The organism is Bradyrhizobium sp. NP1 (assembly GCF_030378205.1).
Classification (GTDB): Bacteria; Pseudomonadota; Alphaproteobacteria; order Rhizobiales; family Xanthobacteraceae; genus Bradyrhizobium.
The window spans coordinates 1,280,001-1,295,022 of the sequence record NZ_CP127385.1 but is presented as its reverse complement, the minus strand read 5'-3'; the positions used below and the strand labels follow the sequence as shown (position 1 = coordinate 1,295,022).

The 15,022-nt window shown below is 63.9% G+C and carries 19 protein-coding genes; 15 read left to right on the top strand and 4 right to left on the bottom strand.

Annotated features, from left to right (window positions below):
* Positions 1-201 precede the first annotated feature (201 nt).
* Positions 202-984: an SDR family oxidoreductase gene (locus QOU61_RS06160; protein ID WP_289657227.1), complete on the top strand. Its 783-nt coding sequence runs from the start codon at positions 202-204 to the stop codon at positions 982-984.
* Positions 985-1,047: 63 nt separating this feature from the next.
* On the opposite strand, the gene QOU61_RS06155 is transcribed toward QOU61_RS06160, so the two are convergent.
* Entirely contained in the window at positions 1,048-1,515 is a 468-nt protein-coding gene (locus QOU61_RS06155) for a DUF3775 domain-containing protein (RefSeq protein WP_289657226.1), read from the bottom strand.
* A gap of 115 nt (positions 1,516-1,630) precedes the next feature.
* On the opposite strand from QOU61_RS06155, the gene QOU61_RS06150 reads away from it, so the two are divergent.
* The 4 genes from QOU61_RS06150 (at position 1,631) to QOU61_RS06135 (ending at position 5,166) form a co-directional block, all read left to right on the top strand.
* On the top strand, positions 1,631-2,482 hold the full coding sequence (locus QOU61_RS06150; RefSeq protein WP_289657225.1) for an MBL fold metallo-hydrolase: 852 nt from the start codon (positions 1,631-1,633) through the stop codon (positions 2,480-2,482).
* 210 nt (positions 2,483-2,692) lie between these two features.
* Positions 2,693-3,535: a fumarylacetoacetate hydrolase family protein gene (locus QOU61_RS06145; RefSeq protein ID WP_289657224.1), complete on the top strand. Its 843-nt coding sequence runs from the start codon at positions 2,693-2,695 to the stop codon at positions 3,533-3,535.
* A 126-nt stretch (positions 3,536-3,661) separates the two neighbouring features.
* Entirely contained in the window at positions 3,662-4,276 is a 615-nt protein-coding gene (locus tag QOU61_RS06140; RefSeq protein ID WP_289661320.1) for a glutathione S-transferase family protein, read from the top strand.
* 20 nt (positions 4,277-4,296) lie between these two features.
* The gene (locus tag QOU61_RS06135; RefSeq protein WP_289657223.1) at positions 4,297-5,166 is read left to right on the top strand and encodes an MBL fold metallo-hydrolase; all 870 of its coding nucleotides are present in this window, start codon (positions 4,297-4,299) and stop codon (positions 5,164-5,166) included.
* A 135-nt stretch (positions 5,167-5,301) separates the two neighbouring features.
* Here the strand turns inward: QOU61_RS06135 and QOU61_RS06130 are convergent, their stop codons facing one another.
* On the bottom strand, positions 5,302-5,844 hold the full coding sequence (locus tag QOU61_RS06130; RefSeq protein ID WP_289657222.1) for a methylated-DNA--[protein]-cysteine S-methyltransferase: 543 nt from the start codon (positions 5,842-5,844) through the stop codon (positions 5,302-5,304).
* A gap of 159 nt (positions 5,845-6,003) precedes the next feature.
* Here QOU61_RS06130 and QOU61_RS06125 point away from each other — a divergent pair, with 159 nt between their 5' ends.
* From QOU61_RS06125 to QOU61_RS06115, 3 genes are all read left to right on the top strand, one after another.
* Positions 6,004-6,819 carry an alpha/beta fold hydrolase gene (locus QOU61_RS06125; RefSeq protein WP_289661317.1) on the top strand — a complete coding sequence of 272 codons (816 nt, stop codon included), beginning with the start codon at positions 6,004-6,006 and terminating at the stop codon, positions 6,817-6,819.
* Between the two features lie 65 nt (positions 6,820-6,884).
* Complete coding sequence (locus QOU61_RS06120; protein ID WP_289657221.1) at positions 6,885-7,121, top strand: hypothetical protein; 237 nt, start codon at positions 6,885-6,887, stop codon at positions 7,119-7,121.
* 74 nt (positions 7,122-7,195) lie between these two features.
* Entirely contained in the window at positions 7,196-8,443 is a 1,248-nt protein-coding gene (locus tag QOU61_RS06115; RefSeq protein ID WP_289657220.1) for a M20/M25/M40 family metallo-hydrolase, read from the top strand.
* Between the two features lie 23 nt (positions 8,444-8,466).
* Here the strand turns inward: QOU61_RS06115 and QOU61_RS06110 are convergent, their stop codons facing one another.
* Both QOU61_RS06110 and QOU61_RS06105 read right to left on the bottom strand, forming a co-directional pair.
* The gene (locus tag QOU61_RS06110) at positions 8,467-8,718 is read right to left on the bottom strand and encodes a hypothetical protein (protein ID WP_289657219.1); all 252 of its coding nucleotides are present in this window, start codon (positions 8,716-8,718) and stop codon (positions 8,467-8,469) included.
* Between the two features lie 68 nt (positions 8,719-8,786).
* The gene (locus tag QOU61_RS06105) at positions 8,787-8,969 is read right to left on the bottom strand and encodes a hypothetical protein (protein ID WP_289661315.1); all 183 of its coding nucleotides are present in this window, start codon (positions 8,967-8,969) and stop codon (positions 8,787-8,789) included.
* A 507-nt stretch (positions 8,970-9,476) separates the two neighbouring features.
* Between QOU61_RS06105 and QOU61_RS06100 the strand changes: the two genes are divergently transcribed.
* From QOU61_RS06100 to QOU61_RS06070, 7 genes are all read left to right on the top strand, one after another.
* Complete coding sequence (locus QOU61_RS06100) at positions 9,477-10,283, top strand: transglutaminase-like domain-containing protein (RefSeq protein ID WP_289657218.1); 807 nt, start codon at positions 9,477-9,479, stop codon at positions 10,281-10,283.
* 308 nt (positions 10,284-10,591) lie between these two features.
* A complete protein-coding gene (locus QOU61_RS06095) occupies positions 10,592-10,792 on the top strand; it encodes a hypothetical protein (protein WP_289657217.1) in 201 nt (66 codons plus the stop codon).
* A gap of 176 nt (positions 10,793-10,968) precedes the next feature.
* Positions 10,969-11,220: a hypothetical protein gene (locus tag QOU61_RS06090; RefSeq protein ID WP_289657216.1), complete on the top strand. Its 252-nt coding sequence runs from the start codon at positions 10,969-10,971 to the stop codon at positions 11,218-11,220.
* A gap of 131 nt (positions 11,221-11,351) precedes the next feature.
* Positions 11,352-12,026 (top strand): GntR family transcriptional regulator, encoded by a 675-nt coding sequence (locus QOU61_RS06085; RefSeq protein WP_289657215.1) that lies wholly within the window; start codon positions 11,352-11,354, stop codon positions 12,024-12,026.
* A gap of 36 nt (positions 12,027-12,062) precedes the next feature.
* Complete coding sequence (locus QOU61_RS06080; protein ID WP_289657214.1) at positions 12,063-12,863, top strand: phytanoyl-CoA dioxygenase family protein; 801 nt, start codon at positions 12,063-12,065, stop codon at positions 12,861-12,863.
* Between the two features lie 134 nt (positions 12,864-12,997).
* The gene (locus QOU61_RS06075) at positions 12,998-14,308 is read left to right on the top strand and encodes an NAD(P)H-dependent oxidoreductase (RefSeq protein WP_289657213.1); all 1,311 of its coding nucleotides are present in this window, start codon (positions 12,998-13,000) and stop codon (positions 14,306-14,308) included.
* A gap of 170 nt (positions 14,309-14,478) precedes the next feature.
* The gene (locus QOU61_RS06070) at positions 14,479-14,829 is read left to right on the top strand and encodes a hypothetical protein (protein WP_289657212.1); all 351 of its coding nucleotides are present in this window, start codon (positions 14,479-14,481) and stop codon (positions 14,827-14,829) included.
* The last annotated feature ends 193 nt before the right edge of the window (positions 14,830-15,022 follow it).

Sequence of the window (15,022 nt, the reverse complement as noted above, 5' to 3'; positions counted from 1 at the left end):
GCCTCATGCGAACGTCAAATCCAAAGCTCCACTAGAACAAATATTTGCCGGTGGTCCTTAATTCTAACATTCGCAATAATGCCTCCCAAAGTGGGTAGCGAATGTTAGAATTGGACCCACTAGGCGCGGGTCCCTTATCAGCGCCGCCGATGTTGGCTAGACTGCGGGCCGCCTCTTCAAGAAAACGACGGGAGTGAAACAGTGGATCTCGGGATCAAGGGCCGTCGCGCCATCGTCTGCGCATCGTCTAAAGGCTTGGGACGCGCCTGCGCGATCGCGCTGGCCAACGAGGGCGTGCATGTCACGCTGACGGCGCGCGGCGCCGAAGCGCTGAAAAAGACTGCGGACGAGATCAGGAAAGCCCATCCCGGCGTCACCGTCACCGAGGTGGCCGGCGACATCACGACATCAGCGGGCCGCGAGGCGGTGCTGAAGGCCTGCCCCGATCCCGACATCCTCGTCAACAATGCGGGCGGCCCGCCGCCCGGCGACTTCCGCAACTGGACCCGCGACGACTGGATCAAGGCGATCGACGCCAACATGCTCACCCCGATCGAGCTGATCAAGGCAACCGTCGACGGCATGATGGCGCGCAAGTTCGGCCGCATCGTCAACATCACCTCGGCCGCGGTGAAGGCGCCGATCGAGATCCTCGGGCTTTCCAACGGCGCGCGGGCCGGCCTCACCGGCTTCGTGGCGGGCCTTTCGCGCAAGACCGTGATCAACAACGTGACCATCAACGGGCTGTTACCCGGGCCGTTCCTGACCGACCGTCTGCGCGGCACGGCCAAGGCCGAGGCCGACAAGCGGGGCATCACGCCGGACCAGCTGCTCGCCGAACGCGCAAAGCAAAATCCGGCCGGGCGCTTCGGCGATCCCGACGAGTTCGGATACGCCTGCGCCTTCCTGTGCGGGGCCAAGGCGGGCTTCATCACCGGCCAGAACATCCTGCTCGACGGCGGCGCCTATCCGGGCACGCTGTAGCGGCCTCCCGCTCGCTGTCGCGGCTGAACGGGGCGCGGCGGACTGCAGGCGCTCGAAAGCCCGCTATTGCTGTTCGTCCTCGTCGCGCTCGCTGCGGCTCGACGAGTCCGGCGTGATCCGCTCGTCGGTCCAGTCCAGGCCGAAGGCGTCCAGGCCGTCGGCGAGGAAATCGCTGAGCATCGGTTCGCCCAGCAGGTAGTGCGCGGTCTCGCGCCGCGGATGGGAATATTCGCCGCGCGCCTCGATGGCGCGGGCGCGCAGCTCCTCCCACTCCTCGATCGTGCCGTCGCCGCGTCCGAGCCACATCAGCGCGACCAGGTCGACCTGCTCGTCCTCGTTGAGCGCGCTGATGAAGCTTGTCAGCTCCTGCCCGACCGCGTCGCCGCCGTCGTCCTGAAGCACGTCGATCATGTCGTCGTCGGCCGCGTTCGAGCCGGAATCCGCGTCGGAGTCCGCTTCCTTGACGTCGAATTCGCGGGCCGTCTCAATCAGAAAAGCAACCTTTTCCGGCGAAATCGCAAGTTCCGGCATCGCAACTCCCTCCTGGAGGCCGAGCGATAACGCAGCATGCCACCAGTTGATCCATTGCGCGAGGGCGCGCGAAGCCGCATCCTTTTGCTTGAATGTGAAGCAAAAGGACGCACCGATGCGGTGGAAAATAGGGAGGGTCACGGTCACGAAGGTGGTGGAATTGGAGACGGTCGGCGCCACCCGCTTCATCCTGCCGAAGGCCGGCCGCGAGGAAATCCTGAAGCTGCCCTGGCTGATGCCGCACTTCGCCAACGAGGAAGGCCGGCTGAAAATGTCGGTGCATTCGCTGGCCGTGGAGACGCCCACCCAGCGCATCCTGGTCGACACCGGGCTCGGCAACGACAAGCAGGGTCGCAAGGTACCGACCTGGAACAACCGGGACACGCCTTTTCTGGAGATGCTGACGCAGACCGGCTTTCCGCCTGACAGCATCGACACCGTGCTGTGCACGCATCTGCACGTTGATCATGTCGGATGGAACACGCGCCTTGCCGGTGGCAGGTGGGTGCCGACCTTTCCGAACGCGCGCTACGTGTTCGGGCGCACCGAGTATGAGCACTGGCGCGACCACAGCGTCGAACCGGACAAGGCCGCCGTTTTCGACGATTCCGTGAAGCCGGTCGTCGATGCGGGGCTGGCAGAGTTCGTCGCCAGCGACCACCGCCTGACCGAGGAGATCACCCTGATCCCGACGCCCGGCCACAGCCCGGGCCATGTCAGCCTGCATATCCGCTCGGCCGGCGAGGAGGGGCTGCTCGCCGGCGACGTCGCCCACCACCCCTGCCAGATGGCGCATCTCGACTGGTCCTCGAGCGCCGATTCCGATCCCGGCCAGGCAACCCTGACCCGGCGCACACTGTTCTCGCGCTTTGCCGATACCCCTGCGCTCGTGATCGGTGGCCATTTCGACGCCGGCCATATCAGGCGCGACGGGGATGCCTTCAAGTTCATCGCCCGGACCATTTAACGTTGCCGATCGCATCCCCGTGGTGAGGAGCGCAGTGTGTCGGGTGGGCGAACGGATGGACGGCGGAAACCGCGCTGTCACGCCTTTGCCCACCCCACCCTTGCGCTATCGCCAGTTGAATTTCCCCGCGCCCTGTTCCATGAAAAGTGCCGCAACAACCGATCCAGGGCGAACCCGTCCGGGGCCAAACCAGTCTAGGGAGTGTCGAGAATGAAGCTCGTTCGTTACGGCGAAAAGGGTGCGGAAAAGCCCGGCCTGGTCGATAAATCCGGCCAGCTGCGCGACCTGTCCGCCCATATCCGCGATCTCGACGGGGAAGCCTATTCGCCGGCGTCGCTGAAGAAGCTCGCCGCGATCGATCCCGCCTCGCTGCCCGCGGTCTCCGGCAAGCCGCGCTTCGGCGCCCCGGTCACCGGAATCTCGAAATTCGTCGCGATCGGCCTGAACTATGTCGATCACGCCAAGGAGACCGGATCGCCGATCCCGACCGAGCCGATCTTCTTCCTGAAGGCCAATACCTCCCTCTCGGGTCCAAACGATCCGGTCGAGAAGCCACGCGGCTCCACCAAGCTCGACTGGGAGGTCGAGATTGCGGCCATCATCGGCACGCGCGCCAAATACGTCTCGGAAGCTGACGCACTCAATCATGTCGCCGGCTACTGCATCTGCAACGACGTCTCGGAGCGCAACTTCCAGATCGAGCGGCTCGGGCAGTGGACCAAGGGCAAGTCGCACGACACTTTCGGTCCGGTCGGCCCCTGGCTGGTCACCAGGGACGAGATTCCCGACGTGCAGAAGCTGTCGATGTGGCTCGACGTCAACGGCCAGCGCCGCCAGACCGGGTCGACCTCGACCATGATCTTCTCGATGGCGAAGTGCATCTCCTATGTCTCGCAGTTCATGACGCTGTTGCCCGGCGACATCGTCACGACAGGCACGCCGCCCGGCGTCGGCACCGGCATGAAGCCGCCGCAATTCCTCAGTGTCGGCGACGTCGTCACGCTCGGCATTGAAGGGCTCGGCGAGCAGCGCCAGCAGATCGTCGCGGCGTAAGCGTCATCACGGTAGCCCGTCATGGCCGGGCTTGCCCCGGCCATCCACGTCTTTCATGCCACTCGTGCGAAGGACGTGGATGCCCGGCACAAGGCCGGGCATGACGACCTTGTGGGAAGCATTCAGATGAAGCTCACCTTCTCCCCCGCCTCGCCGTTCGCCCGCAAGGTGCGCATCGCCGCGATCGAGCTCGGCCTGATCGACAGGATCGAGTTCATGCCGGTGACGGTCGCGCCGGGCACGCCGAACGAGGAATATTCGAAGATCCATCCGCTGAAGAAGCTGCCGGTGCTGATCCTCGACAACGGCGAGATTGTCGCCGATTCCTATGTCATCGTCGAATATCTCGACGAGCTCGCCGGCGGCGGCAGGCTGATCCCCGCCTCCGGTCCGCTGAGGTGGAAGATCAAGAGCGACCACTCGCTGCTGCAGGGCATGCTCGATTCCATGCTGCTCTGCCGCTACGAGACCATGGTGCGGCCGAAGGAACTGCGGTGGAAGGCGTGGTCCGACGATCACTGGAACCGGGCCTGGAAAGGCATGGCGCGGTTCGAGGGCGAGGTCGATGCGATGGCCGCGCGCCCGCTCGACATCGCGCAGATCGCGCTTACATGCGTGCTCGGCTATGCCGATTTCCGTTTTCCCGATTGCGGCTGGCGCAAGGCCTGTCCGGGACTTGATGCGTTTTACCGGAAGATGCTGGAGCGGCCGTCGGTGAAGATTTCGGCGCCGCCAGCCTGAGACGAAGGAGGAAGCCGCCCATGAGCCCCAGACTTGCCGTCGGCGACTTCACCATCCACCGCATCGTCGAGCAGGAAACCACGTTCCTGCCGGCACTGGACATGCTGCCGGCCCTGACCGGCGAGCGGCTTGCGGAAAACCGGACCTGGATGAAGGGCGCGAAAGCGCTCGATGACGAGGACACGCTGATCCTCTGCTTCCAGGCCTATGTGGTGAAGACGCCGCACCACACCATCCTGATCGACAGCTGCATCGGCAACGACAAGCCGCGGCCGGCACGGCCGAAATGGCACATGAAAACCGACGACACGTTCCTGCGCGGACTCGCATCTGCCGGCGTTTCGGTTGGCGACATCGACTATGTGATGTGCACGCATTTGCACGTCGATCATGTCGGCTGGAACACGCGGCTGGAGAACGGCCGCTGGGTGCCCACCTTCCCCAACGCGCGCTACGTGTTCGGCAAGCGCGAATTCGACCATTGGACCGAGCAGAATGCCAACGCGCCGGTGCCACCCTTCGTCGACAGCGTGCTGCCGATCGTCGAGGCCGACAGGGCCGAGATCGTGACCGACGATTTTGCGATCGGCGACCACGCGCGCATCCTGCCCACACCCGGCCACACGCCGGGCCATGTCGCCTTCACCTTCGGCAAGGCGAAGGATGCCGCGGTATTTTCCGGCGACTTGATGCATTCGCCGCTGCAGGCGCGCTATCCCGAGCTGTCGGCAAAGTTCGACACCGATCCGAAGCAAGCCGCAGCGACCCGGCGCGGTTTCCTCGAGCGCTATTGCGACACCGACACACTGTGCTGCACGGCGCATTTCCCCTCGCCTTCGACGGGCAGAATCCGCCGCTGGGGCGACGGGTTCAAGTGCGAGGCGATGTAGGCACCTCGCCCCGCTTTTGGGGAAAGGTCGGATTGCGAAGCAATCCGGGTGAGGGGGACTCACCGTAGATTCCGTGCTCGCGACGACAGCGCCTCACCCCGACCCTCTCCCCGCAAAGCGGGGAGAGGGGGATGATCAATCGAACAAGCTCGGGGTGTGGTTGACGATCGCGCCCTCGATCGCGAGCATCTTCAATTTCGTCGCGACCCCGCCATTGGCAGAGAAGCCGCCCGGCTTGTTGCCGGCCGCGAGCACGCGGTGGCACGGCACGACAATCGGGCACGGGTTATGCCCCAACGCCTGGCCGACGTCGCGCGACAGCTCCACGCCGCCGAGCTTTTTCGCGATTTCGCCATAGGTCGTGGTCTGGCCCGGCGGGATGCTGCGCGCGATGGCATAGACCCCGCGGTTGAATTCCGGCACGCCCTCGAGGTCGAGCTCGATATCATTGAGGTCGTTGGGCTTGCCCGAGAGCAGCTCCTTCATCGCCTCGATCGCGCGTCCGACTTCCGCAGTCGGCTCGGCTTCCCTTGCGTCGGCATGGCGCTGCTGGATGCGCTTGCGGGTCTTCTCTTCGCTGCCCATCGTCAGTTGCACGCCGCTGATGCCGCGCTCGCCCCACAGCACGCCGCAGGGGCCGATCGCGGTCTCGAAAATGGTAAAGCGCTGGCCGGTCATGGCTCGCTCCTGTCGTTTGCTCGAACTCGATCCAATTTTCATCCTCGGCCCGGAATCTAGGCTTGGAGATTATTGCGATCCACCCGGATTCCGGGGGAACTTGCTTGCGTCCCATGATAATTTGGCATGCGGCAACCCAACCACGAGAACGAGCTTTCGATGCAGACCCTGCGCGTCAACGGATACGACATGGCCTATCTCGATATCGGCAGCGGCCATGGCCCGCCGCTGGTCTGCGTGCACGGCTCGCTCTGCGATTTCCGCATCTGGTCGGCCATTCTTGGGCCGCTGACGCAGAGGCGCCGCGTGGTCGCGGTCAGCCTGCGGCACTTCTTCCCGGAGCACTGGGACGGCGTCGGCGATACCTATTCGATCGCCCAGCATGTCCAGGACGTGACCGCCTTCATCGAACAGCTTGCCGACGAGCCGGTCGATCTGATGGGTCATTCGCGCGGCGGGCACATTTCCTTCCGCGTGGCGCAGCGCCGCGGCGACCTGCTGCGCCGCCTGGTGCTGGCGGAGCCCGGCGGCGAGCTCGATGCTTCGCTCGATCCGGAATACAAGGCGGGCCCCTCGCCGCTTGCCGCGATGATCGCCGCTGCGGCGGAGAAGATCGCGGCCGGCGACGTCGATGGCGGGCTCGAGCTTTTCATGGACGGCCTCGAAGGCCACGGCGCCTGGAAGCGGTTTCCGGCCACGACCAAGCAACTGTTGCGCGACAACGCCACCACCCTGATCGGCCAGACCCGCGACCAGCGCCCGCCCTTCTCCAGGGCGGATGCGGAGTCGATCAAGGTGCCTACGCTCCTGATCGGCGGCGCCAACACCAAGGGCACGATTCCGAAAGTGCTGCATGCGCTGGCGGCCCACATCCCGCATGCGCGAGCCGAGATGATCCCGGGCACCACGCATCCAATGTTCGAGCAGGCGCCGCAGCGCTATTGCGAGATTGTGCTGGATTTTCTGGCGAGCTGACTTCTTATCCTCTCCCCTTGGGCAAGCGGCACTCACGCCGCCTTCCACGCGCCGACCTAGCCGCGGTGCGGCTCGGCTCGCTCGCTGAAATCCACGGCGCCAACGCCGTCGCCGAGACCTTCAAGGGTCGCGCCACCGCGGCGAGAACTGCGCTCATCGACGGCGCGCTCGGGCTTGCCGTCATCATGGGCGGCCAATTGCGCATCGCGCTGCGCTTCAGCTTTGCCGGCGACAGGATCGTCGGTGTCGACGCGGTCGCCGACGCCGCACAACTCGACACGCTCGATGTGGAGGTGCTTTGATCGCATCGAGCGGCCTTGGCGCGGGCATGACCGGTTGCTAGCCTGCCGGACAAGGAAAAGCCGGGAGGAAACCGATGAAAGCGCTCCAGCAACTCATGGCGATTGGCCTAGCTACCCTTGCCGCCGCATCGACGGCGCAAGCTGCGGCCGACGAGAAGCTTCGCGCGGCGGCTGAAGCGGCCAGGCCCGCGCTGATCGATACGCTGCACGAAATGGTGCTGATCGAGTCCGGGAGCGCCGATGTCGAGGGCCTTGCGAAAATGGCCGACCTCACCGAAGCGCGGCTGAAGGCACTCGGTGCCAGGACCGAGCGGCGCAAGACCACGCGCGGCGCGGGCGCGGACATGGTGATCGGCACCTTCGAGGGCACCGGCACGAAGAAGCTGATGCTGATCGCGCACATGGATACCGTCTATGAGCACGGCATTCTGGCGAGCCAGCCCTATCGCGTCGACGGCGAGCGCGTCTATGGGCCCGGAATTGCCGACGACAAGGGCGGCATCGCCGTCATCCTGCATGCGCTGAAAATCCTGAATGAGAGCGGCTGGCGCGACTATGCGCGGCTGACCGTCTCCTTCAACCCCGACGAGGAGGTCGGCTCGATCGGCTCCGGCGAGATCATTTCGGAGCTCGCCGACCAGCACGACGTGGTGCTCTCCTTCGAGCCGACAGTGGCGCGCCCCGCGGCGCCGAACGACGGCCTCCTGCTCGGCGCCAGCGGCACCGCGACCGGCACCATGACGGTGAAAGGCCGTGCCTCGCACGCCGGCGCCGCACCCCAGCTCGGCCGCAACGCGCTGATCGAGCTCGCCCATCAATTGCTGCAGACCCAGGACGTCGCAAAGTCGATTCCCGGCACGCAATTGAACTGGACCACGGCCAAGGCCGGCACGGTGCGCAACCAGATCCCCGAGCATGCGGAAGCCGGCGCCGACATCCGCCTCACCATTCCCGACGGCGTGCAAAAGCTGCAGGCCGCGCTCGACGACAAGATCAGGAACAAGCTCGTTCCCGACACCGAGACGACGGTCAAGATCGAGCCGGGCCGGCCGCCCTTCGTGGCCAGCGATCGCGGCCGCGCGCTGGCGCGCCAGGGCCAGGCAATCTACAGCGAGATCGACCGCAAGCTCGATCTCGCCGAGATGACCGGCGGGGCGACGGACGCCGGCTATGCCGCGCGCAGCGGCAAGGCGGTGGTCGTGGAAAGCTTCGGGCTCGCCGGCTTCGGCTATCACGCCCGCGACGAATACATCGACACCGGCTCGATCGTACCGCGGCTCTATCTGGTGACGCGGATACTGACCGAGCTGGGCAAGAAATAGTAGCGCCTAGTGGTCCGATTCTACTAAGGAAGCAATTCCTGCTTTCCCCGCCGATGCGCTGCAAGGGAAATGTCAGCCTGGCCGTTCCCTTCGGCCAGTCGGCGTCTGCCGGCCTCCGTCAGCCCAAGAGTTCCAAGTCGTCTCAAGGCATATCCCAGGGCAACCAGGCGCTCCCCATGGATTTGAGGAATATCGCGCTGGTCGTCACCCTTGCCAACTTCAAGCAACGAATCGAACTCCTCGGAGCTCAACGCGTCCGCGGGATCATGAACCATCTATGCACCATTTCGAAAATCGGTCACGCATAAGAACCAACCTTCGGTCGAATTCGTAGCCGCGAAAGCTACCGCGCCTTCTTGCCCTTTGCCGGTGGATCGATCTCCGCGATCTTGCGAATGCACTCGGCTTCCGTTTCGTGTGGCCCCGAAACAAACGTTCCGCTCACTTTTGTGCTGTACCAGCCCGACACAACACCGAGCCGGAGCGACTCTTCCGTTTTGACGTGGCGCGGCGAAAGATTTTGCATGAAATTCACTTTCATCTGAGGTTTGTTTTTTTCGGTTTGATTTTTTAATTGAATGCCGGGCGTCGTCTTCCGTTGCTCGTCGAGCAACGACGCGCTCAGCTCTCATTGGAGAGCCAGGTAAAGTTCTCGACATGCGCCAGATGTCGGTTGCTTTCCTGCGGCCATCCGTCGGTGCTTGTCCAGATCGAGCGGCTCGTCACTCACCTGGCGTGCTGCTTTGCGCCGCCGCTGTGGCTCATACGTTCACCGTGCGCTCTTTTGGATGCAATAGCTATCGCTTTCTCATGAGGTCGGGGCGCCAAGTCGAATAACCCCGCGCATTACCTTGCATTCGGCTGCTTTCGTCGCCATTTCTGCCAAGCGCCCGAAAAGCTCCAGAGACCCGCAGGCCGGATTGGTCGCAATCCCTGGCCGACAATTGCCCATACGTCCCAAGCCGACGATTCGGTGACCGACGACGGCGTCCCATTCTCAAACGGCGCTGACGATGGGGAGAAGGAGCCTCGCATGAAGATCCGCGTCGGCTTTGAGATGATCTATGACTTTCCGCAACCGACGCCGTTGATAACGGTGCTGGGCACGCATTTTACGCGGGCTTCCGACATCATCGTGCCCGATCACCTGACCACGGACCCTGCCGTGCCGATCACGCCGTATCGCGATGGCTTCGGCAACTGGTGCAGCCGGATCGTCGCACCTGCCGGGCGCATGCGGCTGGCAGCCGATGGGACGGTGCGCGATAGCGGTCTTCCCGATGTGATCGTTCCTTCCGCCTCGCAACACGCCGTGGAGGATCTACCGGCGGAGACGATCGTCTACCTGCTTGGCAGCCGCTACTGCGAGACAGACCGACTTTCCGATGTTGCGTGGAAGCTGTTCGAGAACACGGCACCCGGCTGGGCTCGGATCCAGGCGATTTGCGATTTCGTTCATAACCACATCAGATTCGGTTACGAGCACGCGCGCGCGACCATGACGGCATGGGAAGTGTTCAATGAGGGCCGCGGCGTCTGCCGCGACTATGCGCACCTCGCCATCACGTTCTGCCGCTGCATGAACATTCCGGCGAGATATTGCACCGGCTATCTCGGTGATATCGGTATGCCGCCTCCCTACGCCGCGGGGGATTTTGCCGGCTGGTTTGAAGCCTATATCGGCGGCCGTTGGTACACGTTCGATGCGCGCAACAACATTCCGCGGATTGGCCGTGTGCTGATCGCCCAGGGCCGCGATGCCGCAGACGTTCCAATCACCCAGACTTTTGGACCGAATACGCTTATCAGCTTTAAAGTCTGGACAGATGAGCTGGTGTAGACGACGCTGCCGTGAACGAAGGCGATTAGCCTCGCTATTTGCCAGGCATTCTGTTACATCACTGGCATCACCGCGCTTCCCCGGCTGTTATCGGTGACTGAGAGCGTTGCGCTCCCGCCTCAACCAAAAAAAGGCGGTCACATGGCTGATGCCCCAAAATTCGATCTTCGTAATTGGCGTGTCCCCCGGTCTCGCTGCTGATCGCTGCCGCGGTCATTATTCCGCGGTAGCCCGTCCTCGCTCGAGCCGAGACGGGATCCGCTTCGTACCCGCCCTTGATCGCCCTTTTTGGAACGGAAGGAGTCTGAATGAGCGAACGACTTGAAGGTCTCAAGAAAGCCCGTCAGCGCATGATCGAGGACAGAGACACACATGTGAAGGTGCTGGCCGCTCCTTTTGACCGCGACAAGGCGGAACGGGCACGCCACAAATTCATCGAGCTTCAGACGCTGATCGACGCGTTGGACCACGCCATAAGTGGAGAGCAGGTCACCGTGCCAAGCAGTTGAGCAAAAGCGGGACGCGGCCTCCTTTCTTCCCAGGATTGGGCAAGCCAAACCAGCTGACGCAATCGGCGGCATGAAGGTGCGCGCGCTCAACGTCAATACGAAATTCTGCGTTCGATCAGTACGGGCTGTTTCGATCGCGAACATGCGGCGAAGAATGTCGCCCAAAAGGAAATTTGATGAAAATCGTTCTCGCAGTGCTGGCGCTCTGCGCATGCACGCAAAGCACTCTTGCCGCTGGACCAGACTGCAGCAAGGTCGATAGCACGAGCGGGCGCCTCGCTTGCTACGATGCGGCGTTTCCTCGGAAAGTGGACAAGCCCGCCGCCGTCGAAAACAACAACGCGTCGCGAACCGCGTATGAAGACCCGTTCGTCAAGGAAGACGCGCGGACCACTGCCAAGCTGAAGAATATCTGTCGCGGCTGTTGAGATGGGCGCGCCGGCGCTCGCTTGGGCAGTGCCGCGCCTTGGTTTGCGCCGCAGCAATCAGCCCACCGCCGTCTTGACCGCGCCCGGCGCAGGGGTCAGAATACGGAATTCCGTATTCCGAGTGCTCCTGCATGATCCCGCTCGACCCGTCCCCGAACCTGATCGACCAGGTCTACGCGCGCATCCTTGAGGCGATCATCGACCGCAGCCTGCCGCCGGGTGGCCGCATCCGCCAGCATGAGCTGGCCGACAAGCTCGGCGTGTCGCGGCAGCCGGTGTCGCACGCGCTGCACCTGCTCCACCGGCAAGGCCTGGTCGCCGAGAGCGGCCGCCGCGGATTCGAGGTCACCGCGCTCGATCCGCAGCGCATCCGCCAGCTCTACGAGGTACGCGGCGCGATCGACGCGCTCGCCGCGAGACTCGCGGCCGGGCGCGCCAAGGCGGACGGCGCCGGACGTGCAAAGCTCGAAGCGGCGCTGCGCGCGGGGCGCGCGATCGACAGGAAGACGCCGCTGGCAAAACTGATTGCGCTCGACGTCGATTTTCACGGCGCGATCCACGCGCTGTCAGGCAATCCCGCAATCGAGGAGATCATCGCGCCGCAGTGGCCGCATATGCGCCGCTCGATGGCGACCGTGCTGGCCGAGCTCGACTATCGCGAGAGCGCCTGGGCCGAGCACGAGACGATCGCTTCGCATATCCTCGCCGGCCATGCCGAGGCCGCCGAGCGCGCCGCGCTCGCGCATGCGCAGACCGCAGGCCGCAAGACGGAGGAACGACTAAAGGCGATCGACAGAGCGGCGTGAACGCGCCGTCACGACAACAAGCAACGGAGGAAAGCCATGAAACTCACGCCGCAGCAGATCGAAAGCTTTCACCGCGAGGGCTGGCTGTTCCTGCCCGAATTGTTCAGCCAGGAGGAAGTGGATTTCCTCGCCCGCGAGGCCGAGCGCATCTACGACGCCAACCGCCCCGAGGTCTGGCGCGAGAAGAGCGGCGCACCGCGCACCGCCTTTGCCGCCCATCTCTACAACGAAGCTTTCGGCCTGCTCGGCGCGCATCCGCGCATGATCGAGCCGATCGAGCAGATCTTCGGCGAGAAGCTCTACATGCACCAGTTCAAGATCAACGCCAAGGCCGCCTTCACCGGCGACGTCTGGCAGTGGCACCAGGATTACGGCACCTGGAAGCGCGACGACGGCATGCCCGAGCCGCGCGCGATGAACATCGCGATCTTCCTCGACGAGGTGATGCCGATCAACGGGCCGCTGATGCTGGTGCCAAAGAGCCAGACCGCCGGTGATCTGAAAGCCTCGCACGACCTCGAGACCACGTCCTACCCGCTATGGACGCTGGACGAGGAAACCGTGACGCGGCTGGTGAAGCAGGGCGGCATCGTCGCGCCGACCGGCAAGGCTGGCGGCATGCTGATGTTCCACGGCAACCTGGTGCACGGATCAAGCGGCAACATCACGCCCTACCCGCGCAAGATCGTGTATCTGACGCTCAATGCGGTCTCGAACTACATTCGCACCCCCACGCGGCCGGACTATATCGCCCATCGCGATTTCACGCCGATCCAGACGGTCGAGGACGACGCGCTCGTGCGGCTCGCGCGAGCCCAGCGCCAGGCGGCGGAGTAAGATCCTTGACAGTCATTCCGGGGCGATGCGCAGCGTCGAACTATGGTGCGCAATTGCGCACCTGAGAATCTCGCGACTCCGGGTTCGATGCTGACGCATCGCCCCGGAATGACGTCCTCGCTTGGAGAGTCTTCATGAACCTCTTCCACCTCCTCAAAACCCGCCACGACGCCGGCAAGCCGCTGCGCGTCGCGCTGATCGGCGCGGGAAAATTCGGCTCGATGTTCCTCTCGCAGGTGCCGCATGTGCCGGGCCTGGAAGTGCCTGTGATCGTCGACCTCGATCCGCAGCGCGCAAAAGACGCCTGCAAGACGGTCGGCTGGGACGAGGCGCGCATTGCCGCGACGACCTTCACCGCCGACGGCGCCAAGGCGACCTCGGGCAATATCGAGGTGGTGGTGGAAGCAACCGGCAATCCCGCGGTCGGCATCCGCCACGCCCGCGCGGCGATCGCGGCCGGAAAACATATCGTGATGGTGAATGTCGAGGCCGACGTGCTGGCCGGTCCGCTGCTGGCGGAGGAAGCGCGGAAAGCGGGCGTGGTCTATTCGCTCGCCTATGGCGACCAGCCGGCGCTGACGGCGGAGATGGTGGACTGGGCACGCGCCACGGGATTCCGCGTGGTCTCCGCCGGCAAGGGCACCAAATATCTGCCGCTGTATCACGACGTGACGCCCGACGGCGTATGGCAGCATTACGGCCTGACCGCGAGCGAAGCGCAATCGGCCGGCATGAACCCGCAGATGTTCAACTCCTTCCTCGACGGCACCAAATCCGCGATCGAGATGGCGGCGATTGCCAACGCCACCGGCCTCGATGTGCCGAGCGGCGGCTTGCTGTTTCCGCCCTGCGGCGTCGACGACCTGCCGCATATCATGCGGCCGCGGGAGAAAGGCGGCGTGCTGGAAAAATCAGGCGTCGTCGAGGTGGTGTCGTCGCTGGAGCGCGATGGCCGGCCGGTGTTTCGCGACCTGCGCTGGGGCGTCTATGTGGTGCTAGAAGCGCCGAACGACTACGCCGCAGACTGCTTCAGGCAGTACGGCCTGAAGACCGATGCCAGCGGCCGTTATGCGGCGATGTACAAGCCCTATCATTTGATCGGGCTGGAATTGAATATCTCGGTGCTGTCCGCCGCCTTGCGCAAGGAGCCGACCGGACAGCCACGCGGCTTTCGCGGCGATGTCGCAGCTGTCGCCAAGCGCGCCTTGCGCGCCGGCGAAACACTCGATGGCGAAGGCGGCTACACGGTGTGGGGCAAATTGATGCCGGCGCAAGCAAGCCTGCAAGCGGGCGCGCTGCCGATTGGGCTCGCGCATCGCGTGAAGCTGAAGAACGACATCGCCCACGGCGCGGTGGTGCGCTGGAGCGACGTCGCGTTCGACGCCGACAACGAGACGATCAAGACCCGCAAGGCGATGGAAACGTCGTTCGGGTCAATGCGATGACGCATTTTTCGAGACCGCAGGCCGCGTCACGCGAATAGAATTGACTACACTGGGGGGTCACCATGTACAGATCGCAAAGCCCGAGGCGCGTATTGAGCGCGCTTGCGTTTTTCATCGCCCTTGGCGCCGTCGGACCTGCCCGTGCCGATGGCTCCGTCTCGATGCTGGGCATGGGCATGGGCGCGCGGCCCGGGGAGATGGGCCGCTTCGACGCCGTCGTTCAGCAATACAATGCTTCGGGCGAGCGCTTCCGCATCGACAGCCACTGCCAGTCCGCCTGCACGATATTTCTGTCGATTCGTAACGTCTGCGTCACGCCGAGCGCGACGCTGCTGTTTCACGCCGGCGGCGACATGCGCGCGAACCGCATGAACCCCGCCTCAACGCAGCACATGATTGGCGCCTATAATTCGCGACTTCGCCAGTATGTTCTCGACCACCATTTCATGGATACGTTTGCGTTCCATGCGATTTCGGGCCGCGAGATGATTTCGCGCTTCGGCTACCCAGCCTGCCGCTAGTGGAGCTAGCTGCTTCAAGCGGCCTTCGTGCAGCGGCAATATGACAGTTCGCCGCAACGAGCAGCTAACAGCCATTGCGATCTCGCAACTGCGTAAAGGCAACGTCCTTGATTCCGATGGACCGATTGGTCATCCTCTGCGCAGGTCCGAGACGGAAGATCTCTTCCGGCCATTGGTGACCTGATCATTCTGC

Bases quoted from the DNA above. Each gene is read 5' to 3' on its own strand.
- QOU61_RS06085 (WP_289657215.1), top strand. From the start codon at position 11,352: ATGATCCCGCTCGACCCGTCCCCGAACCTGATCGACCAGGTCTACGCG.
- QOU61_RS06115 (WP_289657220.1), top strand. From the start codon at position 7,196: ATGAAAGCGCTCCAGCAACTCATGGCGATTGGCCTAGCTACCCTTGCC.
- QOU61_RS06100 (WP_289657218.1), top strand. From the start codon at position 9,477: ATGAAGATCCGCGTCGGCTTTGAGATGATCTATGACTTTCCGCAACCG.
- QOU61_RS06095 (WP_289657217.1), top strand. From the start codon at position 10,592: ATGAGCGAACGACTTGAAGGTCTCAAGAAAGCCCGTCAGCGCATGATC.
- QOU61_RS06110 (WP_289657219.1), bottom strand. From the start codon at position 8,718: ATGGTTCATGATCCCGCGGACGCGTTGAGCTCCGAGGAGTTCGATTCG.
- QOU61_RS06075 (WP_289657213.1), top strand. From the start codon at position 12,998: ATGAACCTCTTCCACCTCCTCAAAACCCGCCACGACGCCGGCAAGCCG.
- QOU61_RS06140 (WP_289661320.1), top strand. From the start codon at position 3,662: ATGAAGCTCACCTTCTCCCCCGCCTCGCCGTTCGCCCGCAAGGTGCGC.
- QOU61_RS06145 (WP_289657224.1), top strand. From the start codon at position 2,693: ATGAAGCTCGTTCGTTACGGCGAAAAGGGTGCGGAAAAGCCCGGCCTG.
- QOU61_RS06135 (WP_289657223.1), top strand. From the start codon at position 4,297: ATGAGCCCCAGACTTGCCGTCGGCGACTTCACCATCCACCGCATCGTC.
- QOU61_RS06105 (WP_289661315.1), bottom strand. From the start codon at position 8,969: ATGCAAAATCTTTCGCCGCGCCACGTCAAAACGGAAGAGTCGCTCCGG.
- QOU61_RS06130 (WP_289657222.1), bottom strand. From the start codon at position 5,844: ATGACCGGCCAGCGCTTTACCATTTTCGAGACCGCGATCGGCCCCTGC.
- QOU61_RS06080 (WP_289657214.1), top strand. From the start codon at position 12,063: ATGAAACTCACGCCGCAGCAGATCGAAAGCTTTCACCGCGAGGGCTGG.
- QOU61_RS06125 (WP_289661317.1), top strand. From the start codon at position 6,004: ATGCAGACCCTGCGCGTCAACGGATACGACATGGCCTATCTCGATATC.
- QOU61_RS06150 (WP_289657225.1), top strand. From the start codon at position 1,631: ATGCGGTGGAAAATAGGGAGGGTCACGGTCACGAAGGTGGTGGAATTG.
- QOU61_RS06070 (WP_289657212.1), top strand. From the start codon at position 14,479: ATGGGCATGGGCGCGCGGCCCGGGGAGATGGGCCGCTTCGACGCCGTC.
- QOU61_RS06155 (WP_289657226.1), bottom strand. From the start codon at position 1,515: ATGCCGGAACTTGCGATTTCGCCGGAAAAGGTTGCTTTTCTGATTGAG.
- QOU61_RS06090 (WP_289657216.1), top strand. From the start codon at position 10,969: ATGAAAATCGTTCTCGCAGTGCTGGCGCTCTGCGCATGCACGCAAAGC.